Source organism: Thermoplasmata archaeon, assembly GCA_035622275.1.
Classification (GTDB): domain Archaea; phylum Thermoplasmatota; class Thermoplasmata; order Lutacidiplasmatales; family UBA184; genus Lutacidiplasma.
Window position 1 is genome coordinate 1 of the sequence record DASPVQ010000024.1, and the last position, 16,868, is coordinate 16,868.

Here is a 16,868-nt window from a genome sequence, read left to right on the forward strand (position 1 = left end):
CGAGTCGACCTCGATCGTGGGACCGTTCGGCGGCAAATCGAGCAAGGCGGGCCCGGGCCCCGACCTACCGGCCGCGGACGATATCGCTCCGCCTCCGACCTCGAGCGCCCCCGTGCATCAGCCCGCCACGCCCCCGGGGACCGCGCCCGCGCCGGGAGCGCCCCCAACGGACGCCCGCCGCCGCCGACCGAACCCCGACGCGTCCCCGTCCCCGAATCCGTAGGGGGCCCTCCCGCGCCGACGCCATGAAGGTCGTGTCCGAACGCTGGGCGATCAAGTACCTCCTCTCGGACCACGGACTCTGCCTCGGCGTCGACCTCAAGGACCGCTCGTATCTCTTCCTCCTATCGAGTTCGGGCGTCGTGCTCGAGCGACGGCCGCTCGGCGACCGGGTCGTGGAGGACCTGGACTACGAGATCCCCGCGATCGCCCGCGCGCTCGCCGCGGAGCACGCGACCCCGCCGGACCGCCCCTAGGGGATCGGCCGGGTCACGCGGCGGTCCATGGTCCCCCACCGATCCGGTGCGAGGTATCCGCGCAGCAGTTTTCCGAAGACCGCCGGGGCGAGGAGCACGCTCCGGGGCCGACGGGTGTTGAGCGCGATCAGGAGGACGACCGCGAGCGCGTTCGTGAGCTCGTAGGGGCTCCACCCCGCCGCACGCCGGAGCTGCGCTCCCTGCCATTCGGGCCAGTTCCGTACCCGGTAGATCGACCGGTGCTCCATCGCGTCCGGCACGTAGGCGACCCTCAGATGCTGCGCGCGGAGAGCTCGCCGCAGGTAGTACGTCTCCGCCCCCTGCGCGGTGGGGGCGATCGCGACTCCCCGGGCCCACGCGCGGCGGAGGAGGGTGAGCCCCAGCGGAAGCCCGTAGAGGAAGCGATGCCCGACGCCGCACCCCACCACCGCCGCGACGCGGGGCGACCGCAACGCGCCGAGCGCGCGCTCGTAGAAATCCGCGCGGCGCAGGATCACGTCGCTGTCGAGGAACAGGACGTTCTCCGTCGTGGCGAGCGAGAGAGCGAGCGAGCGCGCGTAGCCGAGCCCAACCTCCTCGAACCGTACCTCGGCGCCGTGCCGCCGGGCGATGTCGACCGTCGCGTCCGTGCTGTTGCGGTCGACGACGATGAGTCGGGCGACCGGCAGCCGCGCGCGCGCCTCCGTGAGACACTCGTCCAGGTCCCGGGCGGAGTTGAAGGTCGCCATGAGCACGTCCACCGGCGGGAGCGTCTCGGAGGGGGCCGGCATCGATCGACTTCCCGGGCCCGTCGAGGGAGCCCGGGCGTTTACGCCTTCGCGCCCGCTCGCGCGCGGCAGCTATAAGCGGCCCGACGAGCTCCGCCGCCCTCGACCATGGCGGAGACGGTCCGTACCGCGCGACGGGGCGCCGTGCTCGAGATCCGGATCGACCGACCGGACCGGCTGAACGCGATCGACGTGCCGACCTTCGTTCGATTCCGCTCCGAACTGCAAGCGGCGGCGCTCGACCGGGCGGTCCGAGCCGTCATCCTCACCGGCGAGGGGCGCGCGTTCTCCGCCGGCGGCGATGTCGCAACGATGGAGGAGCACCGCCAGAAGGGTACGCTCCCGCTCCTCTTCCACGACCTGACCGCCGGCCAGGAGCTCGCGGTCCGGGAGATCGTGGGGATGCGCAAGCCCGTTCTCGCGTCGCTCCCCGGGGTCGCGGCGGGAGGAGGGTTCTCCCTCGCGCTGGCGGCCGACTGGCGCATCGCGTCCGAGGAGGCCGTGCTCGTGCCCGCGTTTCCCGGGCTGGGAGCGGTCCCGGACGGCGGGCTCACGTACTTCCTTCCCCACTTCCTCGGGATCGGACTCGCCCAGGAGATCCTCTTCTCGAACGCGAAGATCCCGGCCGCCCGGGCCCGGGAGCTGGGGTTGGTCCACGAGGTGGTGCCCAGCGCCGAGCTCGAGGGCCGCGCATGGGCGCGCGCCGAGGAGCTCGCGAACGGGCCGACGTTCGCCTACGGGTGGATGAAGCGTCTCATGACCGCGGCGTTCAGCGAGAGCCTGGAGAGCCAGATGATGCTCGAGCGACGGGGAGCGGTCGAGGCGGCGGAAGGGCCGGAGCTCCCCGAAGGGATTCGTGCGTTCCGGGAGAAGCGACCACCGCGATTCCCGAGTCCCTAGGGGGCTTCGGACCCACCCCAGGGACGCTCGAGCGCACGGGTCAATCGATCACGCACCGCCGGCCATTCGGGCGCAAGGATGCTGAAGTACACCGACGATCGTCGGTATCCGTCAGGTAGCCGGACGTCCTCCCGGAGCACGCCTTCGCGCTGGGCGCCCAGTCGAGCGATCGCGCGTTGGGAGCGCTCGTTCCTCAGGTCCGTCTGGAGCTGCACGCGATGCGCGTGCTCGACCTCGAACGCGTGGCGCAGCAGGAGCAGCTTCGTTTCGGTGTTGACCGGGGTCCGCCAGAACTCCCGAGCGAGCCAGGTGCCCCCGACCTCGACCGACTCGTCGGCGCGGTCGATCCGGAGGAAGCGGGTCATGCCGATCGGCCGGCGGTCCGGCAGGAGGCGGGTGGTGAACGGGAGGTCGGTGCCGGCGGCTTGCGCCGCGAGTAGTCCCGAGATGATCACGTCGAGCTCGGACGGGTTTTCCACGGGACCCGTGCGCAGGTAGCGGAACACTTCGGGGTCGCGCGAGGCGGCGAACAGCGCATCCCGGTCGGACGCGGCGAGCGGGCTGAGCTCGGTGTAGCGCCCCCTCAGCGTGAGCGGCGTTCGAAAGCTCGATGCGTCCATCCCGCGCGAACCAGCCGGAGCGGCACCTTAACGCCAACGAACGTCGGAAAACCGACCGGCCGGAGTTCGGCGCCGGTCGAGGTTAAATAACGTCAAGCGGTCCTCAGAGGTGTCACCGGCGAGCGGCAGGAGGATTCGGTGGAAGCGGGCACCACGACGTTCCTGGTTTTCGTTGTCGTCGCTGCCGCGTTCGGCAGCGGATCGATCCTCGCGAACCGTCAGCTAGGAGCCAAGCGGCGTCAGTCGTACCTCCAACTCACGACCTACGAGTGCGGCGAGGAGGCCGAGGGGGAGGCCCAGATCGATTTTCCGACCCAGCATTACACGTTCGCGATCGTCTTCGTCGCGGTCGACGTGCTCGGGTTCATCCTCGCCCTCTGGGCGCTGACGTTCCGCGGCGCGAACTCCGCCTGGTATCCTGTCTTTATCGCGGTCGGGTTCACCGCCCTCGCGATCACCGGCATCTACTACGCGTTGAGCGGGGAGAAGAAGTGGGTGATTTGACGACCCCTCCCACGCAGGTGCTGTCCGGCAAGCCCGCGGCTCCCGACGACCTCCGGCTCTCCGGGGAACTTCCGGTCGTCGGCCAGCCCGCGGTGCCGTTCATCGAGATCGAGACGCTCCGGGCGAAGGAGTTCGTTCCCGCCGCGCGCGAGGCGCTGACCTCCCTCATCGCCGAGCAGGGCCACGCGAAGGTGATCCGCCCCGTGTTCAACTGGGCGGGGCGGAACTCGCTCTTCCCCCTGCACTGGGGGCTCGCCTGCTGCGCGATCGAGTTCGCGGCGGCGTTCGGGGCGCGGTGGGACGCCGAGCGTTTCGGGATCGTCCCGCGCTCCTCGCCCCGGCAATGCGACCTCATGATCGTGAACGGGACGGTCACCTGGAAGGTCGCGCACAAGCTCGTCACGCTCTACGAGCAGATGCCCGAGCCCAAGTGGGTGATCGCGATGGGCAACTGCGCGACCGGCGGCGGGCCGTTCCGGACGGCCTACTCGGTCGTCCCCGGCGTCGACAAGCTCGTCCCCGTGGACGTGTACATCGCCGGCTGCCCGCCCCGCCCTGAGGCGATGCTCGACGGGATCCTGAAGCTCGAGGAACTGATCCGGGAGCGGAAGGAGTAGGCGGACGCCCGCCGACTGCGCGAGGAGGGAGGGCAACGCAGCCGGAGGACCTCTCCCGGGAACTCGTCCCCAAGCTCGGGGACCGCATCCTGGGCATCGAACCGTTCCCCGGGACCGCCGGGCGGGTGCGATTCCGCCCCGAGGCCGCGCTCGACCTCTTCCGCGCGGTTCGGGACGACCTCCACTTCGGTCACCTCTCCACGGTCGGCGGGATCGACTGGGTCGACCACCGCGAGGTGTTCTACGTCGCCTGGTCCGACGACGCCCGTCAGTACCTCCTGCTCTCCGCCGACCTGCCCGCCGAATCCGCCCACATTGAGAGCGCTTCGGCCGTCTGGCCGAGCGCGAACTGGCACGAGCGCGAGACCTGGGAGATGGTCGACATCGCTTTCGACCATCACCCCGACCTCCGCCACCTGCTGATGCCTGACGGGTACACGTTCCATCCGTTGCTCCGCTCGTTCAAGCTCCACGAGCCCGAGGAGCTGGAGGTCAAGCAGCGCCGTGTCTGAGATGTGGATCAACATGGGGCCGCAGCACCCCATGACGCACGGGCTGTGGAACCTGCGCGTGAAGATCGACGGCGAGATGATTCTCGACGTCGACCCGGAGATGGGGTACCTCCACCGCGGCATCGAGAAGATCAGCGAGGACCGGCACTACAACGAGGTGATCACGCTCATGGACCGGTGCTGCTACGTCGCCGGGTTCTCCTGGGAGCACCTCTACATCCTCGGGGCGGAAGAGGCGCTCCACGTCGACCCGCCCGAGCGGGCCGAGTACCTGCGCGTGATGTGCGACGAGTTCCAGCGGATCGGCTCGCACCTCATGTGGTACGCGGCGTTCGTCCAGGACCTGGGGCTGATGAGCCCGTTCCTCTACGGGATGCGGGACCGCGACCTCGTCCTCGACCTCTTCCAGGCGTACACCGGCGCCCGGATGACGTACGAGTACATGCGGGTCGGCGGCGTGCGCAACGACCTCCCGCCCGGGTTCATCGAGCAGGCCCGCGAGGTGCTGAACTGGCTGCCCGCCCGCTTCGAGGAGTACGACCAGCTGTGCGTCGGCTCGACCATCTTTCGCGAGCGGTGCGATGACCTGGGGATCCTGAAGGCGGCCGACTGCGTCCGCCACGGGGTCACCGGCCCGATGCTGCGCGCCGCGGGCCTCAAGCGCGACCTGCGCAAGGACCGGCCGTACTCGGCCTACGACCGGCTCGAGTTCGACGTCGCGGTCGCGGACGGCGCGGACGTCACCGCGCGCTACCTCGTCCGGATGGAGGAGATGCGCCAGTCGGTGCGCATCCTGCGCCAGGTCATGGACTGGCTCGAGCGAAACCCCGGACCGGTCATCGCCGAGCACCTGCCGCGCTGGCTCGGGGCGCCGTACGCGCCGATCGGCAACGAGGGGTACCTCCTCAAGCGCAGCTACCCCAAGGGGGTCGGCTTCTCCGCGGTCGAGGAACCGCACGGGGAGGCGCTGGCGTACGTCGTCAACGAGGGCGGCGAGCACCCGTACCGGGTGAAGTTCCGATCCCCGGTCTTCGCGAACATCAGCGCGGCGCGACAGTACCTCGTGGGATACCACGTCGCCGATATCCCGCCGATCATGGGCAGCGTCGACGTCTGCGTGGGGGAGGTCGATCGGTAAGCCCCCATGGCCGTGGTCACTCTCTACTCGGTCTCCTTCGACCTCTCGAGCGTCCTCCTGAACGGCCTCGGCTCGATCCTCCCGGGCCCGGTCCGCGCCGTGATCACGAACGCCGACGTGATCGTCGGTCTTTCGGTCCTGATCTTCGCCGCCATCCTCCTCGCGGCGAGCATGCTGAACACGATCGTACTGATCTGGTTCGAGCGCAAGCTCCTGGGCCGGTTCATGGACCGGCGCGGGGCGATGCACGTGGGGTACGCCGGGTTGCTCCAGAACTTCGCCGACGGGCTCAAACTGTTCCGGAAGAACACGTTCCAACCGCGCGCGGCCGACTCGCTCGGATTCTACAGCGGCCCGTACGCCTATCTGGTCACGAGCCTCGTCATCTTTGGGATCCTTCCCATCTCGACCGGCTGGAATTCGGGGCCGCTCCCGCTCACCCTCCTCCTCGCGCTCGCGATCTTCTCGTTCGCCCCGCTCTTCATCTTCATCAGCGCCTGGTCGAGCAACAACAAGTACTCGCTGATGGGCGGGATGCGCTCCGCCGCCCAGATGATCGCCTACGAGGTCCCGATCCTCCTCGCGGTCGTCGCGGTCGTGATCGTCGCCGGGAGCTTCAACCTCACGACGATCGTCTACGAGCAGCAGAACTACTGGTTCTGGGGACCGCTCGTCGTCGCGCTGGTCGTCTTCGTCGCCGGGATGCTGGCCGAGATGGAGCGGATCCCCTTCGACCTGCCGGAAGCGGAGGCCGAGCTGGTCGAGGGCTGGAACACGGAGTACGGCGGGATGCTGTTCGCCTTCTTCATGCTCGCCGACTACCTGCGGGCGCTGGTCGGCAGCATCCTGGTCGTGCTCCTGTTCCTCGGCGGCTGGACGTTGCCCTCGTGGGTCCCGAGCGCGGCGACCTCCTTCCCCTTGGCCGGGATCGTGTGGTTCATGGTGAAGACCTACCTCGTCTTCGGCCTGTTCGTCTGGGTCCGCGCGGCGCTCCCCCGCGTGCGGACCGACCAGCTCCTGCGGGTCGGATGGAACCGCATGATCCCGCTCAGCCTGCTCGCGGTGTTCCTCGCGGCGGTCCTCGTCACCGTGAAGTGCGTACCGGTGCTCGGTTGCGTCCCCTCGATGGGGATGTGAGGAGGGGTCGATGGCAGCTCCGATCACCGCCAAGGAGAAGCCCGACGAGAACCCCGTGCTGTTCGTCGCCCGCCCGATGGCGACCGCGGCCCGGCAGTTCGCAAAGAGCCTGCGGCGTCCCTCGACGATCCTCTACCCGTTCGAGCGGCTCGAGGACCCCCAGTTCCGCGACGAGGTGAGGGTCGCGGCCGGTAAGCCGCTCGGCGTGGGCCACGTCTGGGACAACTACCGCGGGGTCCACGCGCTGAACATCGCTACCTGCATCAGCTGCAACCTCTGCGCGTTCTCCTGCCCGGACCTGTGCATCGAGATGGTGAGCGTCCCCGGTGGCGATCCGAAGCACCCGAAGAAGTGCCCGGAGATCGACTACGGCAAGTGCAGCTACTGCGGCTTCTGCTCCGACGCCTGCCCCGAAGGGTGCCTCACCATGACGACGCGCTACGAGCTCGCGACGCCGAAGCGCTCGGAGATGGTCTACTCGCCCGAGAAGCTGTACGCCGTCTTCCAGCACAAGCTCCCGATGAACCCGATCCGGCTGGAGCGGCCCGAGAACGAGGACGCGATCCTCCTCGACCCGCCGCTCTGCATCGGCTGCAACGCCTGCTCGCGCGATTGCCCGACGCAGTGCATCACGATGCTCGACATCCCCCGACCGGAGGCGAAGCCCGGGGAGAAGCTCCCGAAGCGGATCTGGAAGGAGCCCGTCGTGAACGACTCGGACTGCGTCCGCTGCGGCACGTGCATCAGCGTGTGCCCCAAGGACTGCCTCTTCTGGGGGACGCGGAAGTGAGCCTCGAGGAACTCGCGTTCCTCGCGCTGGCGCTCGTCGCCATCGTCACGGCGTTGCTCGCGCTCCTCGTCCGCGAGCTCGTCCACACGATCCTGTGGATCGCGATCTTCTTCGTGGACCTGTCGGCGATCTACTTTCTGCTCGAGGCGCCGTTCCTCGGCGTGCTCCAGCTCGGCGTCTACGCCGGCGCGGTCACGGTCCTGCTGCTGTTCGGGATCATGCTCACGCGCAAGCGGATCTTCTCGCGCGAGGCCGCGACGGGGATCGGCCCCGTCCCGCTCGCCCTCGCCCTCGTGACGTTCATCTTCCTCGTGAGCGCGGTCGGCCAGCTCCCCCAGAACGAGCTCGCGATCCAGACCTACGATCCGAGCGCGCTGAGCGTCAACCTGTTCGGGCCGAACGGCGCCTGGCTCATCCTGCTCGGGCTGATCATGCTCTCGGGCGTGAGCGGGGCGATCTATCTCGTCCGGGAGGGGCGCGATTGACCGACCTCGCGCTCACCGGCTTCCTGGGCCTCTCCGCGGCCCTGCTCGGCATCGGCCTCTTCGGCATCCTGACGCGCCGCAACTTCATCCTGCTCCTGATCGCGGTCGAGATCGCGATGAACGCCGCGATCCTGAACTTCGTGTACTTCGCGGCGTTCCCCGCGTCCGGGACGAGCGGCCTCAACGGCCAGGCGATCGCGGTCGTGCTCGTCGGCTTCGCGGCGACCGAGGTCGCGGTCGGCCTCGCGATCGTCCTCGCGCTCAACCGGCTCAAGGGAACCATCAACGTCGCCCAGGCGACCGATCTCAGGCTGTAGGGGGGAGGCGCGACGGTCGGACTCAGCGCGCTGTTCGACTGGGCGTTCCTGGTCCCGCTCTTCTCGGTCGCCGGGTTCGTCACCGTCGGGCTCGCCGGCCCGCGCCTCGCCCGCCTGGAATGGGGCGGCTGGCTCGCCGTCGCCTTCGCGGGGGCCGCGATGGTCCTCGGGGTGCTGATCGCCCTCGGCGAGATGCTGAACCCGGGGACGTACGCGAACGTCCAGTTCACCTGGCTGCACCTCCCGCCGTCCCCGGGCCTGTTCCCGCACGGCTTCTCGCTCGTGATGGGGACCCTCGTCGACCCGCTGAGCTCGCTGATGCTCGTCGTCGTGACGGTCGTCGGCTTCCTCGTGCTGCTGTACTCGATCGGGTACATGCACCACGACCGCGGCCTGCCCCGCTACTACGCGGAGCTGTCGCTGTTCCTCGCGTCGATGAGCGGGCTCGTGCTCGCCAACAACCTGCTCGAGTTCTTCCTGTTCTGGGAGCTCGTGGGGGTCTGCTCCTACTTCCTCATCGGCTTCTACTATGAGAAGCCCAGCGCGGCGAGCGCCGCGAAGGAGGCGTTCCTGGTCACGCGCGTCGGCGACATCCTGTTCCTCGCCGGGATCTTCCTCTACTTCGCGACGCTGGGCCAGGTCGGGCCGAACGGGGGCTGGGCCGCGAACGGCTTCGTCTTCGCGAACGGGAGCGCCCCGTTCCTGCCCGCCGTCACCGGGGCGAACCCGACGATCCTCACGATCGCCGGCCTCTTGATCCTCGGCGGGGCCGCGGGCAAGAGCGCGCAGTTCCCACTGCACGTCTGGCTGCCGGACGCGATGGAGGGCCCGACGACGGTCTCGGCGCTGATCCACGCCGCGACGATGGTCGCCGCCGGTGTCTACCTGCTCGCGGTCACCAGCGTGTTCATCGGGTTCACGGCGACCGACCAGCTCGTCATCGTCGCGGTCGGCGGCTTCACCACGTTCTTCGCGGCGACGATGGCGCTCGTCCATCCGGACATCAAGCGGGTGATCGCCTACTCGACGATCAGCCAGCTCGGCTACATGGTGCTCGCCGTCGGCGCCGGCTTCGCCATGGTCGGCCTCTACCATCTGTTCACGCACGCGTTCTTCAAGGCCCTGCTGTTCCTCGCCGCCGGCTCGGTCATCCACGCGGTCGGCACGCAGGACCTGTTCCGGATGGGCGGCCTGAAGAAGCCGATGCGGCTCACCGCGATCGCCTTCGCGATCGGCGGGCTCGCCCTCGCCGGCATCCCCCCGTTCGCGGGCTTCTGGAGCAAGGACGACATCCTCGGTTCGGTCTACGGGACGCTGGGTGCGCATCCGGACTACTGGCCGTTCTTCCTGCTCGCGTTCGCCACCGTGTTCCTGACCGCCTACTACATCTTCCGGGCCTGGTTCCTCGCCTTCTCCGGGTCCGCGCGGCGGGACCCGGGCCTCCCCGAGGCGCACGAGGCGCCCTGGGTGATGCGGGTGCCGCTCCTCGTGCTCTCGGCCTTCGCGGTCGTCGGCGGCCTGTTCGTCTTCGTGCCCGGCTTCGACGCGCTGTTCGTCACCGGCGCCCCCGGCATCCCGCCCGCGCTCGGACCCGCGGACCTCACCCTCTCGGGGATCAGCGTCGCCCTCGGCGCGGGCGGGATCCTGCTCGCCTGGTCGATGTGGGGCAACGGGCGCGTCTTCGTGCTGAGCGAGACGAGCCCGCTGCAGTCGGCCCGCCGGCTGCTCCTCAACCGCTACTACTTCAAGGCCGCCTACGACGCGATCGGCCTGCGGCTCGTCTACTCGGCCGCGCGGGCGGCCGACTTCTTCGACCGGTTCGTGATCGACGGCACGGTGCGGGGCCTCGAGCGGATGTTCGCCGCCGCGAGCGACCGGCTGCGCCGCCTGCAGTCCGGGGTCGTCAGCGACTACGCGGCCTACGTCGTCGCGGGCCTGCTCGCGGTGTTCGTGCTGCTGCTCATCGTCGGGCCGTACCTGCTCGCGCGGGTCGGAGGCGCCTAGATGGTGCCGCTGATCAGCCTCATCCTCGCCACGCTCGTCGTGGGGACGCTCGCCACCTTCGCGGCGGGCACGCGCGCCCGCTGGGTGGCGCTCGCTACCTCCGCCGTGTTCCTGGCCGAGGTCGCCTTCTTGTTCCTCGGCTATCCGGGCTGGCCGGGCTACTCGAGCGCGCTGGTGCCGGGCTTCTCCGACACCGAGACCTACACCTGGATCCACCTGTCGTGGCTCACGATCAACTACTCGGTCGGCGTCGACGGCATCTCGCTCGTCCTGATCCTCCTGACCGCGATCCTCCAGATCGTCACGGTCGTCTACTCCTGGGGCGAGTCACGTCGCCCGGGCGCCTGGTTCGGGCTCGTCCTGCTCACCTGCCTCGGCTCCTTCGGCGTCTTCGTCGCGCTCGACATCCTGCTGTTCTTCCTGTTCTGGGAAGCGGTCCTCGTGCCGATGTTCTTCATCATCGGTTACTGGGGGGGGCCGAACCGGCGCTACGCGGCGCTGAAGTTCTTCGTCTACACCCACGTGGCGTCGATCGTGATGCTCGTCGGGCTGCTGGCGCTCGCCTTCTACTCCGGCGCGACGAGCTTCGACTTCTCGAGCGTCTACGCCGCGGCCCGGTCGCTCGCGCCGGTCACCCAAACCTTCCTGTTCCTCGCCCTCTTCTTCGGCTTTTCCGTCAAGTTCCCGGTCGTCCCGTTCCACACCTGGCTGCCCGACGCGCACGTCGAGGCGCCGACCGGAGGCTCGGTGCTGCTCGCCGGCCTCTTGCTCAAGCTCGGCGGATACGGGCTGATCCGCTGGGCGGTCGAGGTGCTGCCCTCGGCCGTGCACTCCCTGCAGCCGCTGTTGTTCCTGATCGCGTTCGTCTCGATCCTCTGGGGCTCGCTGGTCGCGCTCGCGCAGCGGGACCTCAAACGTCTCGTTGCGTTCTCCTCGATCAACCACATGGGCATCGTGCTCCTCGCGATCGCCCTCGACTCGTCGCTCGGCCTCCTCGCCGCGGTGCTGCTGATGTTCGCGCACGGGATCGTCTCGGCGCTCCTGTTCATGACGAGCGGGAGCGTGCACCACCAGTACGGCACGCGGGACCTCCAGAGCCTCGGCGGCATCACGCCGAGCGGCCCGGCGCTCGCCACGATGATCATGGCCGGCGCGCTCGCGTCGCTGGGCCTCCCCGCGCTCATCGGCTTCCCGGCGGAGTTCACCGCCTTCTTGGCGACGTACAACGGGCTCGGCTACTGGGTGCTGATCCCGCTCGCCGTCCTCGTGGTGACCGCGGCGTTCTACCTGTGGATGATGCAGCGCATGCTCTTCGGGCCCCCGCGCGGGCTCCCGGTCGAGTCCCATCCGCTACCGTGGTACGAGGGGGCCGCGATGGGCATCCTGGTCGCGATGACCGTCCTGTTCGGCATCCTGCCGGGCCTGCTCGTGAACGTGATCGTGAACTCGCCGGTGAAGGGCTTCCCCGGGACGTGATCGCGTGAACGTCCTCGGCTTCGCCGCCCCGTTCCTCCCCGAGCTCGTCCTGCTCGCCGGGGCGCTCCTCGTCTTCCTGCTCGACGTGCTGGGACGCCGCCGCGTGGAGCTCGTGGGCGCGATCGCGCTCGGCGCGACGGCCGTCGCGCTCGTGCTGGTCCTCGCGGACCTCGGCGCCTTCCCGCTCGGCGCGCTCGCGACGATCGGTGCGGGCCAGATCGACGCGGCGCCCGCGGTCGGCAGCGCCCCGCTCTACGCGTTCACCTCCTTCGGCCTGATCTTCCAGGCGATCTTCCTCCTCGCGGCGCTCCTGGTCGCGCTCGCCTCGCTGAGCCGCCCCTCGGGCGAGCGCGGCGCGCCGATCTTCTTCGGCCTGCTGCTGCTCGCCACGCTCGGGATGCTGCTCGTCGCCGTGGCGAGCGACCTCATCTTCCTCCTCCTCGCGATCGAGGTCGTCAGCATCCCGAGCTACCTGCTCGCCGGCTACACCCGCCGGGACGTGCGCGGCCTGGAGGCCGCGATGAAGTTCTTCATCATCGGCGCGCTCTCGAGCGTGCTCAGCTTCTTCGGCGCCTCGCTGCTCTTCGGCGCCTACGGCACGACGAACCTCTATCTGATCCGCGCCGCGGGCTCCGCGGTCGGCGACCCGACGCTGGTGCTGCTCGGCTACGCGTTCCTCGTCGCCGGCCTCGGATTCAAGGTCACGCTGGTGCCGTTCCACGCCTGGGCCGTCGACGTGTACGACGGCGCGCCGAACGACGTGAGCGCCTTCCTCGCCGGCGGGACCAAGAAGATCGGGATCTTCGCCTTCTTCCTCGTCTTCCTCGGCCCGGTGCTCGTGGTCGAGGCGGGCAGCGGCAGCAGCTACGGTCTCTTCGGGGGCGCGGTCGCGCTCGGTCCCAGCGTCCAGGTGACGCTCGGGGTGCTCGCCGTCCTCACGATGACCCTCGGCAACGTCCTCGCGCTCCTGCAGAAGGAGATGAAGCGGATGCTCGCCTACTCCTCGATCAGCCAGGCCGGCTACATGCTGATCGGCATCACGATCGGCACCGCGCCGGCGCTCGCCGGGGCGACCCTCCAGGTGTTCGCCCACGTGCTGATGAAGACCGGCGCCTTCCTCGTGGTCGGCGCGGTCGCCGCGCTCGGGGTCGGCCCGCTGATCGAGGACTGGCGGGGGATCGGCGCTCGCCGACCGCTGCTCGGCGTCTCCTTCGGGCTCATGCTGCTGAGCCTCGCCGGCGTCCCCCTCACCGTCGGCTTCGTCTCCAAGTTCATCCTGTTCAGCGCCGCGGTCGAGGCCAAGGGCTGGTTCCTGTGGCTCGCGGTCGCGGGCCTGCTCAACAGCGCGCTGAGCGTCTTCTACTACGCGCGCGTGCTGAAGGTGATGTTCTTCGACGCGGCTGCCGCGCCGGCGGCCGCGCTCGGCGCGGTCGAAGGCGCGAGCGGACCGCCGATACTGCCGCTGGGGGGCCTCGGCTACGGCCGGGCCGCCTCGATCGGCCTGATCGCCGCGCTGATCGTCCTCTTCGGCGTCTACCCGCAGCCGGTGATCGGGGCGATCCAGAGCGCGGCGGCGCACTTCGTCCAGGTGGGGGCGTGAGGGCATGGAGCGGTTCGACGTCGTCGTGGTCGGGGCCGGTCCGGCCGGCGCGCTCGCGGCGCGCGCGGCGGCCGAGGCGGGCGCGACGACGCTCGTCCTGGACCGCCGCCCCGAGCTCGGTCACCCGGTCCAGTGCGGCGAGTTCGTCCCGGCGCCCCAGGAGCTGCTCGACCTGTTCGGCGCGCGGGAACTGATCGCGGACGCCTACGAGATCCCGCCGGGAACGGTCCTGCGCTCGACGCGCTGGATGACCTGCGTGTCGCCCTACGGCCATCGCTTCCGCTTCCCGCTCGCGGGCATGACGCTCTCGCGCCGGGCCTTCGACAAGGCGCTCGCCTTCCGCGCCGAGGGGGCCGGCGCCCAACTGCGCTTTCCCGCCGGCGTCGTAGGGCTGCGGGGCGACACGCTTCGCCTCGCGAGCGGCGCGTCGGTGCAGGCGGGCGCGGTCGTCGCGGCCGACGGGCCGCTCTCCACGATCGGCCGCGCGCTCGGCTTTTCCCCAGCCCGCGAGATGTTCCGGATGGTCACGGCGACCAGCGACGGCCCGCTCTCCGACGGCATCGATCTGCACTTCGGCCGCGCCGCGCCCGGCGGCTACGCCTGGTCGTTCCCGCGGGCGCACGACCTGAACGTCGGCCTCGGGGTGAGCGCGCTGTCGCCCGGCCGATCCCTGGACGGCCTGCTCGACGCGTTCGTCGCGCGGGAGGGGATCGGGCCGGTCCGGGAGCGGACGCACTGGTGGGTCCCGATCGGGCCGCCGCCCGAGAGTCTCGTGCGCGGTCGGGCGCTGTTCGCCGGGGACGCCGCGAACCTCGTCATGTCCACGAACGGCGCCGGCATCCCGACGGCCATGCTCAGCGGCTGGCTCGCGGGCCGCGCGGCGGCGCGCTTCGCCCGGGAGGGCCGTCCGCTCGCCGAGTACGACACCGCGTGGCGGACCGCCCTCTACGCGCCGCTCGCGCGCGCGGCGCGGATCGAGCGCCTCGGCGAGCGGTTCGCCCGGCCCGATCCCCTGCTCGCCCTGGGCATGCGCTTTATCGGCTCCTCGGGTCTCGATGCGATGATGCGGCTGCGCTGGCCGGGGCGACTCGGAGGCCGATCGTGAGCCCATCGGCGGCCCGGGAGCCGCTCGAGCCGTCGCTCGAGGCGCTCGTCACCGAGACGTTCGGCGCCGAGGCGCTCGGACAGGTCGCCGAGCTGATCCCGGCGCTCGCGCGCGATCTGGCCGACATCGACTGGCGCCTGAACGAGGTGCTCGGCTCGACGTACGCCCAGCTCACGGAGGCCGCGCGCTACGCCTGCGCGACCGGCGGAAAGCGGGTCCGCCCGCTCCTGATGGCGGTCGCCGCGCGCGCCCTCGGGGCGAGCTCGACCGGCCGGGTCCAATCGCTCGCGGCGGCCTTCCAGCTGATCCACACGGCCACGCTCGTCCACGACGACGTCATCGACCACGCCGAGACCCGGCGCGGGCGCCCGTCGATGCCGCGCGCCTTCGGGGTGCCGCTCGCGATCGTCTCGGGCGACTACCTGTTCGTGCGGGCGTTCGAGCTGGCGGCCGAGTACCCCCGCTCGATCATCCTGCGCTGTGGCGAGGCCTGCGCCGACCTGGTCGAGGGGGAGGTCCTCCAGGAGTCGTCCCGGTTCGACCTCTCGGCCGGCCGCGAGCACTACTTCCGCATCGTCGAGCGCAAGACGGCGGCGATCATCGCCGCGGCGCTCGCCTCGGTCGGCGAGATCGAGGCGGCCGCCGCACCGGTGACCGACGCGCTCGCGAGCTACGGCCGCGCGCTCGGCATCGCCTTCCAGATCCGGGACGACCTGCTCGACGTCTACGGCGACGCCGACCTGCTCGGCAAGCCGCTCTACACCGACCTCCGGGAGGGGAATCCGACGCTCGTGAGCCTGGAGGCGTTCGCGCGCCTCGACCCCCGCCACCAGGCCGAGTTCGAGGGGCTCTTCCAGCTCCGCCGCAAGCGCACGAAGCACCTGCTCCGGCTGCGCGAGCTCTGCGACCTGGCCGAGGCGGCGCCCGCGGTCGCGCTCGCGGCGCGCGAGTGGGCCGACCGGGCGGTCCGCGCCCTCGAGCCCGTGCCACCGGGGCCGCACCACCAGCTGCTCGAGCTGCTCGCCCGGGGCGCGGCGGAGCGGCGCTTCTAGCGCCCGTCGAACGAAAGCTACAAGACCGACCGCGCGGCTCGATGCCCCCACCGCGCGACCGATGAGCCCCGCGTCCTCCTCCGAACCGGTCGCCTTCGACCATCTGCCGCCGCCGTGGGAACCGACCCCGGTGGTGCCGCGCCGCCCCCTCGGCGTCGCGGTGATCAGCGTCCTGATCGCGCTGCTGGGGCTCGTCCTGGTCCTGGCCGGCCTGCTCTACCTCCTCGGCGCCTACCTCGGCCCGTTCGTTCCCGCGTCGCTCGTGCTGGTCTCGTCGATCGACGTCTGGGGCGCGCTGATCATCGTGATCTTCGGCGCGGCGCTGCTCGGGATCGCGACCTCGCTCTGGCGCCAGGAGACCTGGGCCCTGTGGACGACGGTCGTGCTCGTCTTCGCGACGACGGCCTACCTGTTCTTCACGGGCTCGATCAACGTGCTCCTGCTCGTCCTCGTCGTCGTCTTCGTCTACCTTATCTCGGTGCGCCGATACTTCTACTGATGCGGGTCGTCCTCGCCGAGCTCGCCCCGCGGCCCGGCGACCTCGCCTCGAACCTGGATCGGGTGCGCGCGGTCGCCGCCGCCGCGACCCCGGCCGATCTCCTGGTCTTCCCGGAGCTGTTCCTCTCGGGCTACCGCATCGGCGACCGCGTCCATCGGCTCGCCCTGCGCGATGGGGACGCGAGCGCGGCCGCCCTGCGCGCCATCGCGCACGACTCCCGGGCGACGCTCGTCGTCGGGGCGCCGTTCGCCTCGCCCGCGCGGGCCGGCGAGGTCCACAACGCCGCGATCGCGGTGCGGCCCGACGGCGACGTCCACGTCCAGGTCAAGCGCTACCTGCCGACGTTCGGCCCGTTCGAGGAAGGGGCCCAGTTCACCCCGACCGACGCGAGCGAGCCGATGCCCCTCGCGGCCCACTCCGTCGGTCTCGAGATCTGCTACGACGTCTTCTTCCCGGAGGTGTCGCGCGGCCTCGCGCTCGCCGGGGCCGAGCTCCTGGTCGTCCTGTCCGCCTCGCCGGTGACCAGCGGCCGACTGTTCCAGCGCCTGCTGCCGGCCCGCGCGATCGAGAACGCGGTGCCGGTCGTCTTCGTGAACCGCGTCGGGGTCGAGGACGGCCTCGTCTTCGCCGGGGAGTCCGGCGCTTGGGACGCCCGCGGCGAACCGATCGCCCGCGCGCCGGTCGACGGCGTCGCGCTCGGGCCGGACGAGTCACTGACCCGCGCCGAGATCGACCTCGCCGAGTCGGCCCGCTGGCGGCCGTTCCGGCCCGTGCTGCGCGACGTCGCGACCCGTCCGGCCGCGTCCCCGTCGGCCTAGGGGGGTCGCACCCATCGACTCGAACGTCGGCCTTATAGCGCTGCGGCACCC

Annotated in this window: 19 protein-coding genes; 17 read left to right on the forward strand and 2 right to left on the reverse strand. The window is 70.5% G+C overall.

Annotation, left to right across the window (positions count from 1 at the left end):
* Positions 1–245 precede the first annotated feature (245 nt).
* Entirely contained in the window at positions 246–476 is a 231-nt protein-coding gene (locus VEL82_07140; protein HXW67630.1) for a hypothetical protein, read from the forward strand.
* Here the strand turns inward: VEL82_07140 and VEL82_07145 are convergent.
* On the reverse strand, positions 473–1,246 hold the full coding sequence (locus VEL82_07145) for a glycosyltransferase family 2 protein (protein HXW67631.1): 774 nt from the start codon (positions 1,244–1,246) through the stop codon (positions 473–475). The genes VEL82_07140 and VEL82_07145 overlap by 4 nt on opposite strands.
* Before the next feature lie 105 nt (positions 1,247–1,351).
* Here VEL82_07145 and VEL82_07150 point away from each other — a divergent pair, with 105 nt between their 5' ends.
* Positions 1,352–2,143, forward strand: coding sequence for an enoyl-CoA hydratase-related protein (locus tag VEL82_07150; GenBank protein ID HXW67632.1), 792 nt, complete (start codon positions 1,352–1,354; stop codon positions 2,141–2,143).
* Here VEL82_07150 and VEL82_07155 read toward each other — a convergent pair.
* The gene (locus VEL82_07155) at positions 2,140–2,763 is read right to left on the reverse strand and encodes a GNAT family protein (protein HXW67633.1); all 624 of its coding nucleotides are present in this window, start codon (positions 2,761–2,763) and stop codon (positions 2,140–2,142) included. The genes VEL82_07150 and VEL82_07155 overlap by 4 nt on opposite strands.
* A 138-nt stretch (positions 2,764–2,901) precedes the next feature.
* Between VEL82_07155 and ndhC the strand changes: the two genes are divergently transcribed.
* The 15 genes from ndhC to VEL82_07230 all read left to right on the forward strand — a co-directional run bounded on the left by ndhC (position 2,902) and on the right by VEL82_07230 (position 16,817).
* Entirely contained in the window at positions 2,902–3,267 is a 366-nt protein-coding gene (gene ndhC, locus VEL82_07160) for an NADH-quinone oxidoreductase subunit A (protein ID HXW67634.1), read from the forward strand.
* A complete protein-coding gene (locus tag VEL82_07165; GenBank protein HXW67635.1) occupies positions 3,264–3,884 on the forward strand; it encodes an NADH-quinone oxidoreductase subunit B family protein in 621 nt (206 codons plus the stop codon). Before ndhC ends, VEL82_07165 begins: the two co-directional genes overlap by 4 nt.
* Positions 3,885–4,009: 125 nt before the next feature.
* Entirely contained in the window at positions 4,010–4,396 is a 387-nt protein-coding gene (locus tag VEL82_07170) for an NADH-quinone oxidoreductase subunit C (GenBank protein HXW67636.1), read from the forward strand.
* A gap of 1 nt (position 4,397) precedes the next feature.
* On the forward strand, positions 4,398–5,534 hold the full coding sequence (locus VEL82_07175; protein ID HXW67637.1) for an NADH-quinone oxidoreductase subunit D: 1,137 nt from the start codon (positions 4,398–4,400) through the stop codon (positions 5,532–5,534).
* Positions 5,535–5,540: 6 nt separating this feature from the next.
* Complete coding sequence (locus VEL82_07180) at positions 5,541–6,671, forward strand: complex I subunit 1 family protein (GenBank protein HXW67638.1); 1,131 nt, start codon at positions 5,541–5,543, stop codon at positions 6,669–6,671.
* 10 nt (positions 6,672–6,681) lie between these two features.
* Positions 6,682–7,461: a 4Fe-4S binding protein gene (locus tag VEL82_07185; protein HXW67639.1), complete on the forward strand. Its 780-nt coding sequence runs from the start codon at positions 6,682–6,684 to the stop codon at positions 7,459–7,461.
* Positions 7,458–7,946, forward strand: coding sequence for an NADH-quinone oxidoreductase subunit J (locus tag VEL82_07190; GenBank protein ID HXW67640.1), 489 nt, complete (start codon positions 7,458–7,460; stop codon positions 7,944–7,946). The genes VEL82_07185 and VEL82_07190 overlap by 4 nt, the downstream gene beginning before the upstream one ends.
* Entirely contained in the window at positions 7,943–8,263 is a 321-nt protein-coding gene (nuoK, locus tag VEL82_07195) for an NADH-quinone oxidoreductase subunit NuoK (protein ID HXW67641.1), read from the forward strand. Before VEL82_07190 ends, nuoK begins: the two co-directional genes overlap by 4 nt.
* Positions 8,264–8,311: 48 nt before the next feature.
* A complete protein-coding gene (nuoL, locus tag VEL82_07200; GenBank protein ID HXW67642.1) occupies positions 8,312–10,267 on the forward strand; it encodes an NADH-quinone oxidoreductase subunit L in 1,956 nt (651 codons plus the stop codon).
* On the forward strand, positions 10,268–11,743 hold the full coding sequence (locus tag VEL82_07205) for an NADH-quinone oxidoreductase subunit M (GenBank protein ID HXW67643.1): 1,476 nt from the start codon (positions 10,268–10,270) through the stop codon (positions 11,741–11,743).
* A gap of 4 nt (positions 11,744–11,747) precedes the next feature.
* Entirely contained in the window at positions 11,748–13,343 is a 1,596-nt protein-coding gene (locus VEL82_07210; protein HXW67644.1) for an NADH-quinone oxidoreductase subunit N, read from the forward strand.
* A gap of 4 nt (positions 13,344–13,347) precedes the next feature.
* On the forward strand, positions 13,348–14,448 hold the full coding sequence (locus VEL82_07215) for a geranylgeranyl reductase family protein (GenBank protein HXW67645.1): 1,101 nt from the start codon (positions 13,348–13,350) through the stop codon (positions 14,446–14,448).
* Positions 14,445–15,500 (forward strand): polyprenyl synthetase family protein, encoded by a 1,056-nt coding sequence (locus tag VEL82_07220; protein HXW67646.1) that lies wholly within the window; start codon positions 14,445–14,447, stop codon positions 15,498–15,500. Before VEL82_07215 ends, VEL82_07220 begins: the two co-directional genes overlap by 4 nt.
* Positions 15,501–15,561: 61 nt before the next feature.
* The gene (locus tag VEL82_07225; protein ID HXW67647.1) at positions 15,562–15,999 is read left to right on the forward strand and encodes a hypothetical protein; all 438 of its coding nucleotides are present in this window, start codon (positions 15,562–15,564) and stop codon (positions 15,997–15,999) included.
* Positions 15,999–16,817, forward strand: a complete 819-nt coding sequence (locus VEL82_07230) for a nitrilase-related carbon-nitrogen hydrolase (protein HXW67648.1) — start codon at positions 15,999–16,001, stop codon at positions 16,815–16,817. The genes VEL82_07225 and VEL82_07230 overlap by 1 nt, the downstream gene beginning before the upstream one ends.
* Positions 16,818–16,868 lie beyond the last annotated feature (51 nt).

Excerpts from the sequence above, each read along its gene's own strand:
- VEL82_07140 (HXW67630.1), top strand. The coding sequence starts at position 246 with ATGAAGGTCGTGTCCGAACGCTGGGCGATCAAGTACCTCCTCTCGGAC.
- VEL82_07145 (HXW67631.1), bottom strand. The coding sequence starts at position 1,246 with ATGCCGGCCCCCTCCGAGACGCTCCCGCCGGTGGACGTGCTCATGGCG.
- VEL82_07150 (HXW67632.1), top strand. The coding sequence starts at position 1,352 with ATGGCGGAGACGGTCCGTACCGCGCGACGGGGCGCCGTGCTCGAGATC.
- VEL82_07155 (HXW67633.1), bottom strand. The coding sequence starts at position 2,763 with ATGGACGCATCGAGCTTTCGAACGCCGCTCACGCTGAGGGGGCGCTAC.
- VEL82_07175 (HXW67637.1), top strand. The coding sequence starts at position 4,398 with ATGTGGATCAACATGGGGCCGCAGCACCCCATGACGCACGGGCTGTGG.
- VEL82_07180 (HXW67638.1), top strand. The coding sequence starts at position 5,541 with ATGGCCGTGGTCACTCTCTACTCGGTCTCCTTCGACCTCTCGAGCGTC.
- VEL82_07185 (HXW67639.1), top strand. The coding sequence starts at position 6,682 with ATGGCAGCTCCGATCACCGCCAAGGAGAAGCCCGACGAGAACCCCGTG.
- VEL82_07205 (HXW67643.1), top strand. The coding sequence starts at position 10,268 with ATGGTGCCGCTGATCAGCCTCATCCTCGCCACGCTCGTCGTGGGGACG.
- VEL82_07215 (HXW67645.1), top strand. The coding sequence starts at position 13,348 with ATGGAGCGGTTCGACGTCGTCGTGGTCGGGGCCGGTCCGGCCGGCGCG.
- VEL82_07225 (HXW67647.1), top strand. The coding sequence starts at position 15,562 with ATGAGCCCCGCGTCCTCCTCCGAACCGGTCGCCTTCGACCATCTGCCG.
- VEL82_07230 (HXW67648.1), top strand. The coding sequence starts at position 15,999 with ATGCGGGTCGTCCTCGCCGAGCTCGCCCCGCGGCCCGGCGACCTCGCC.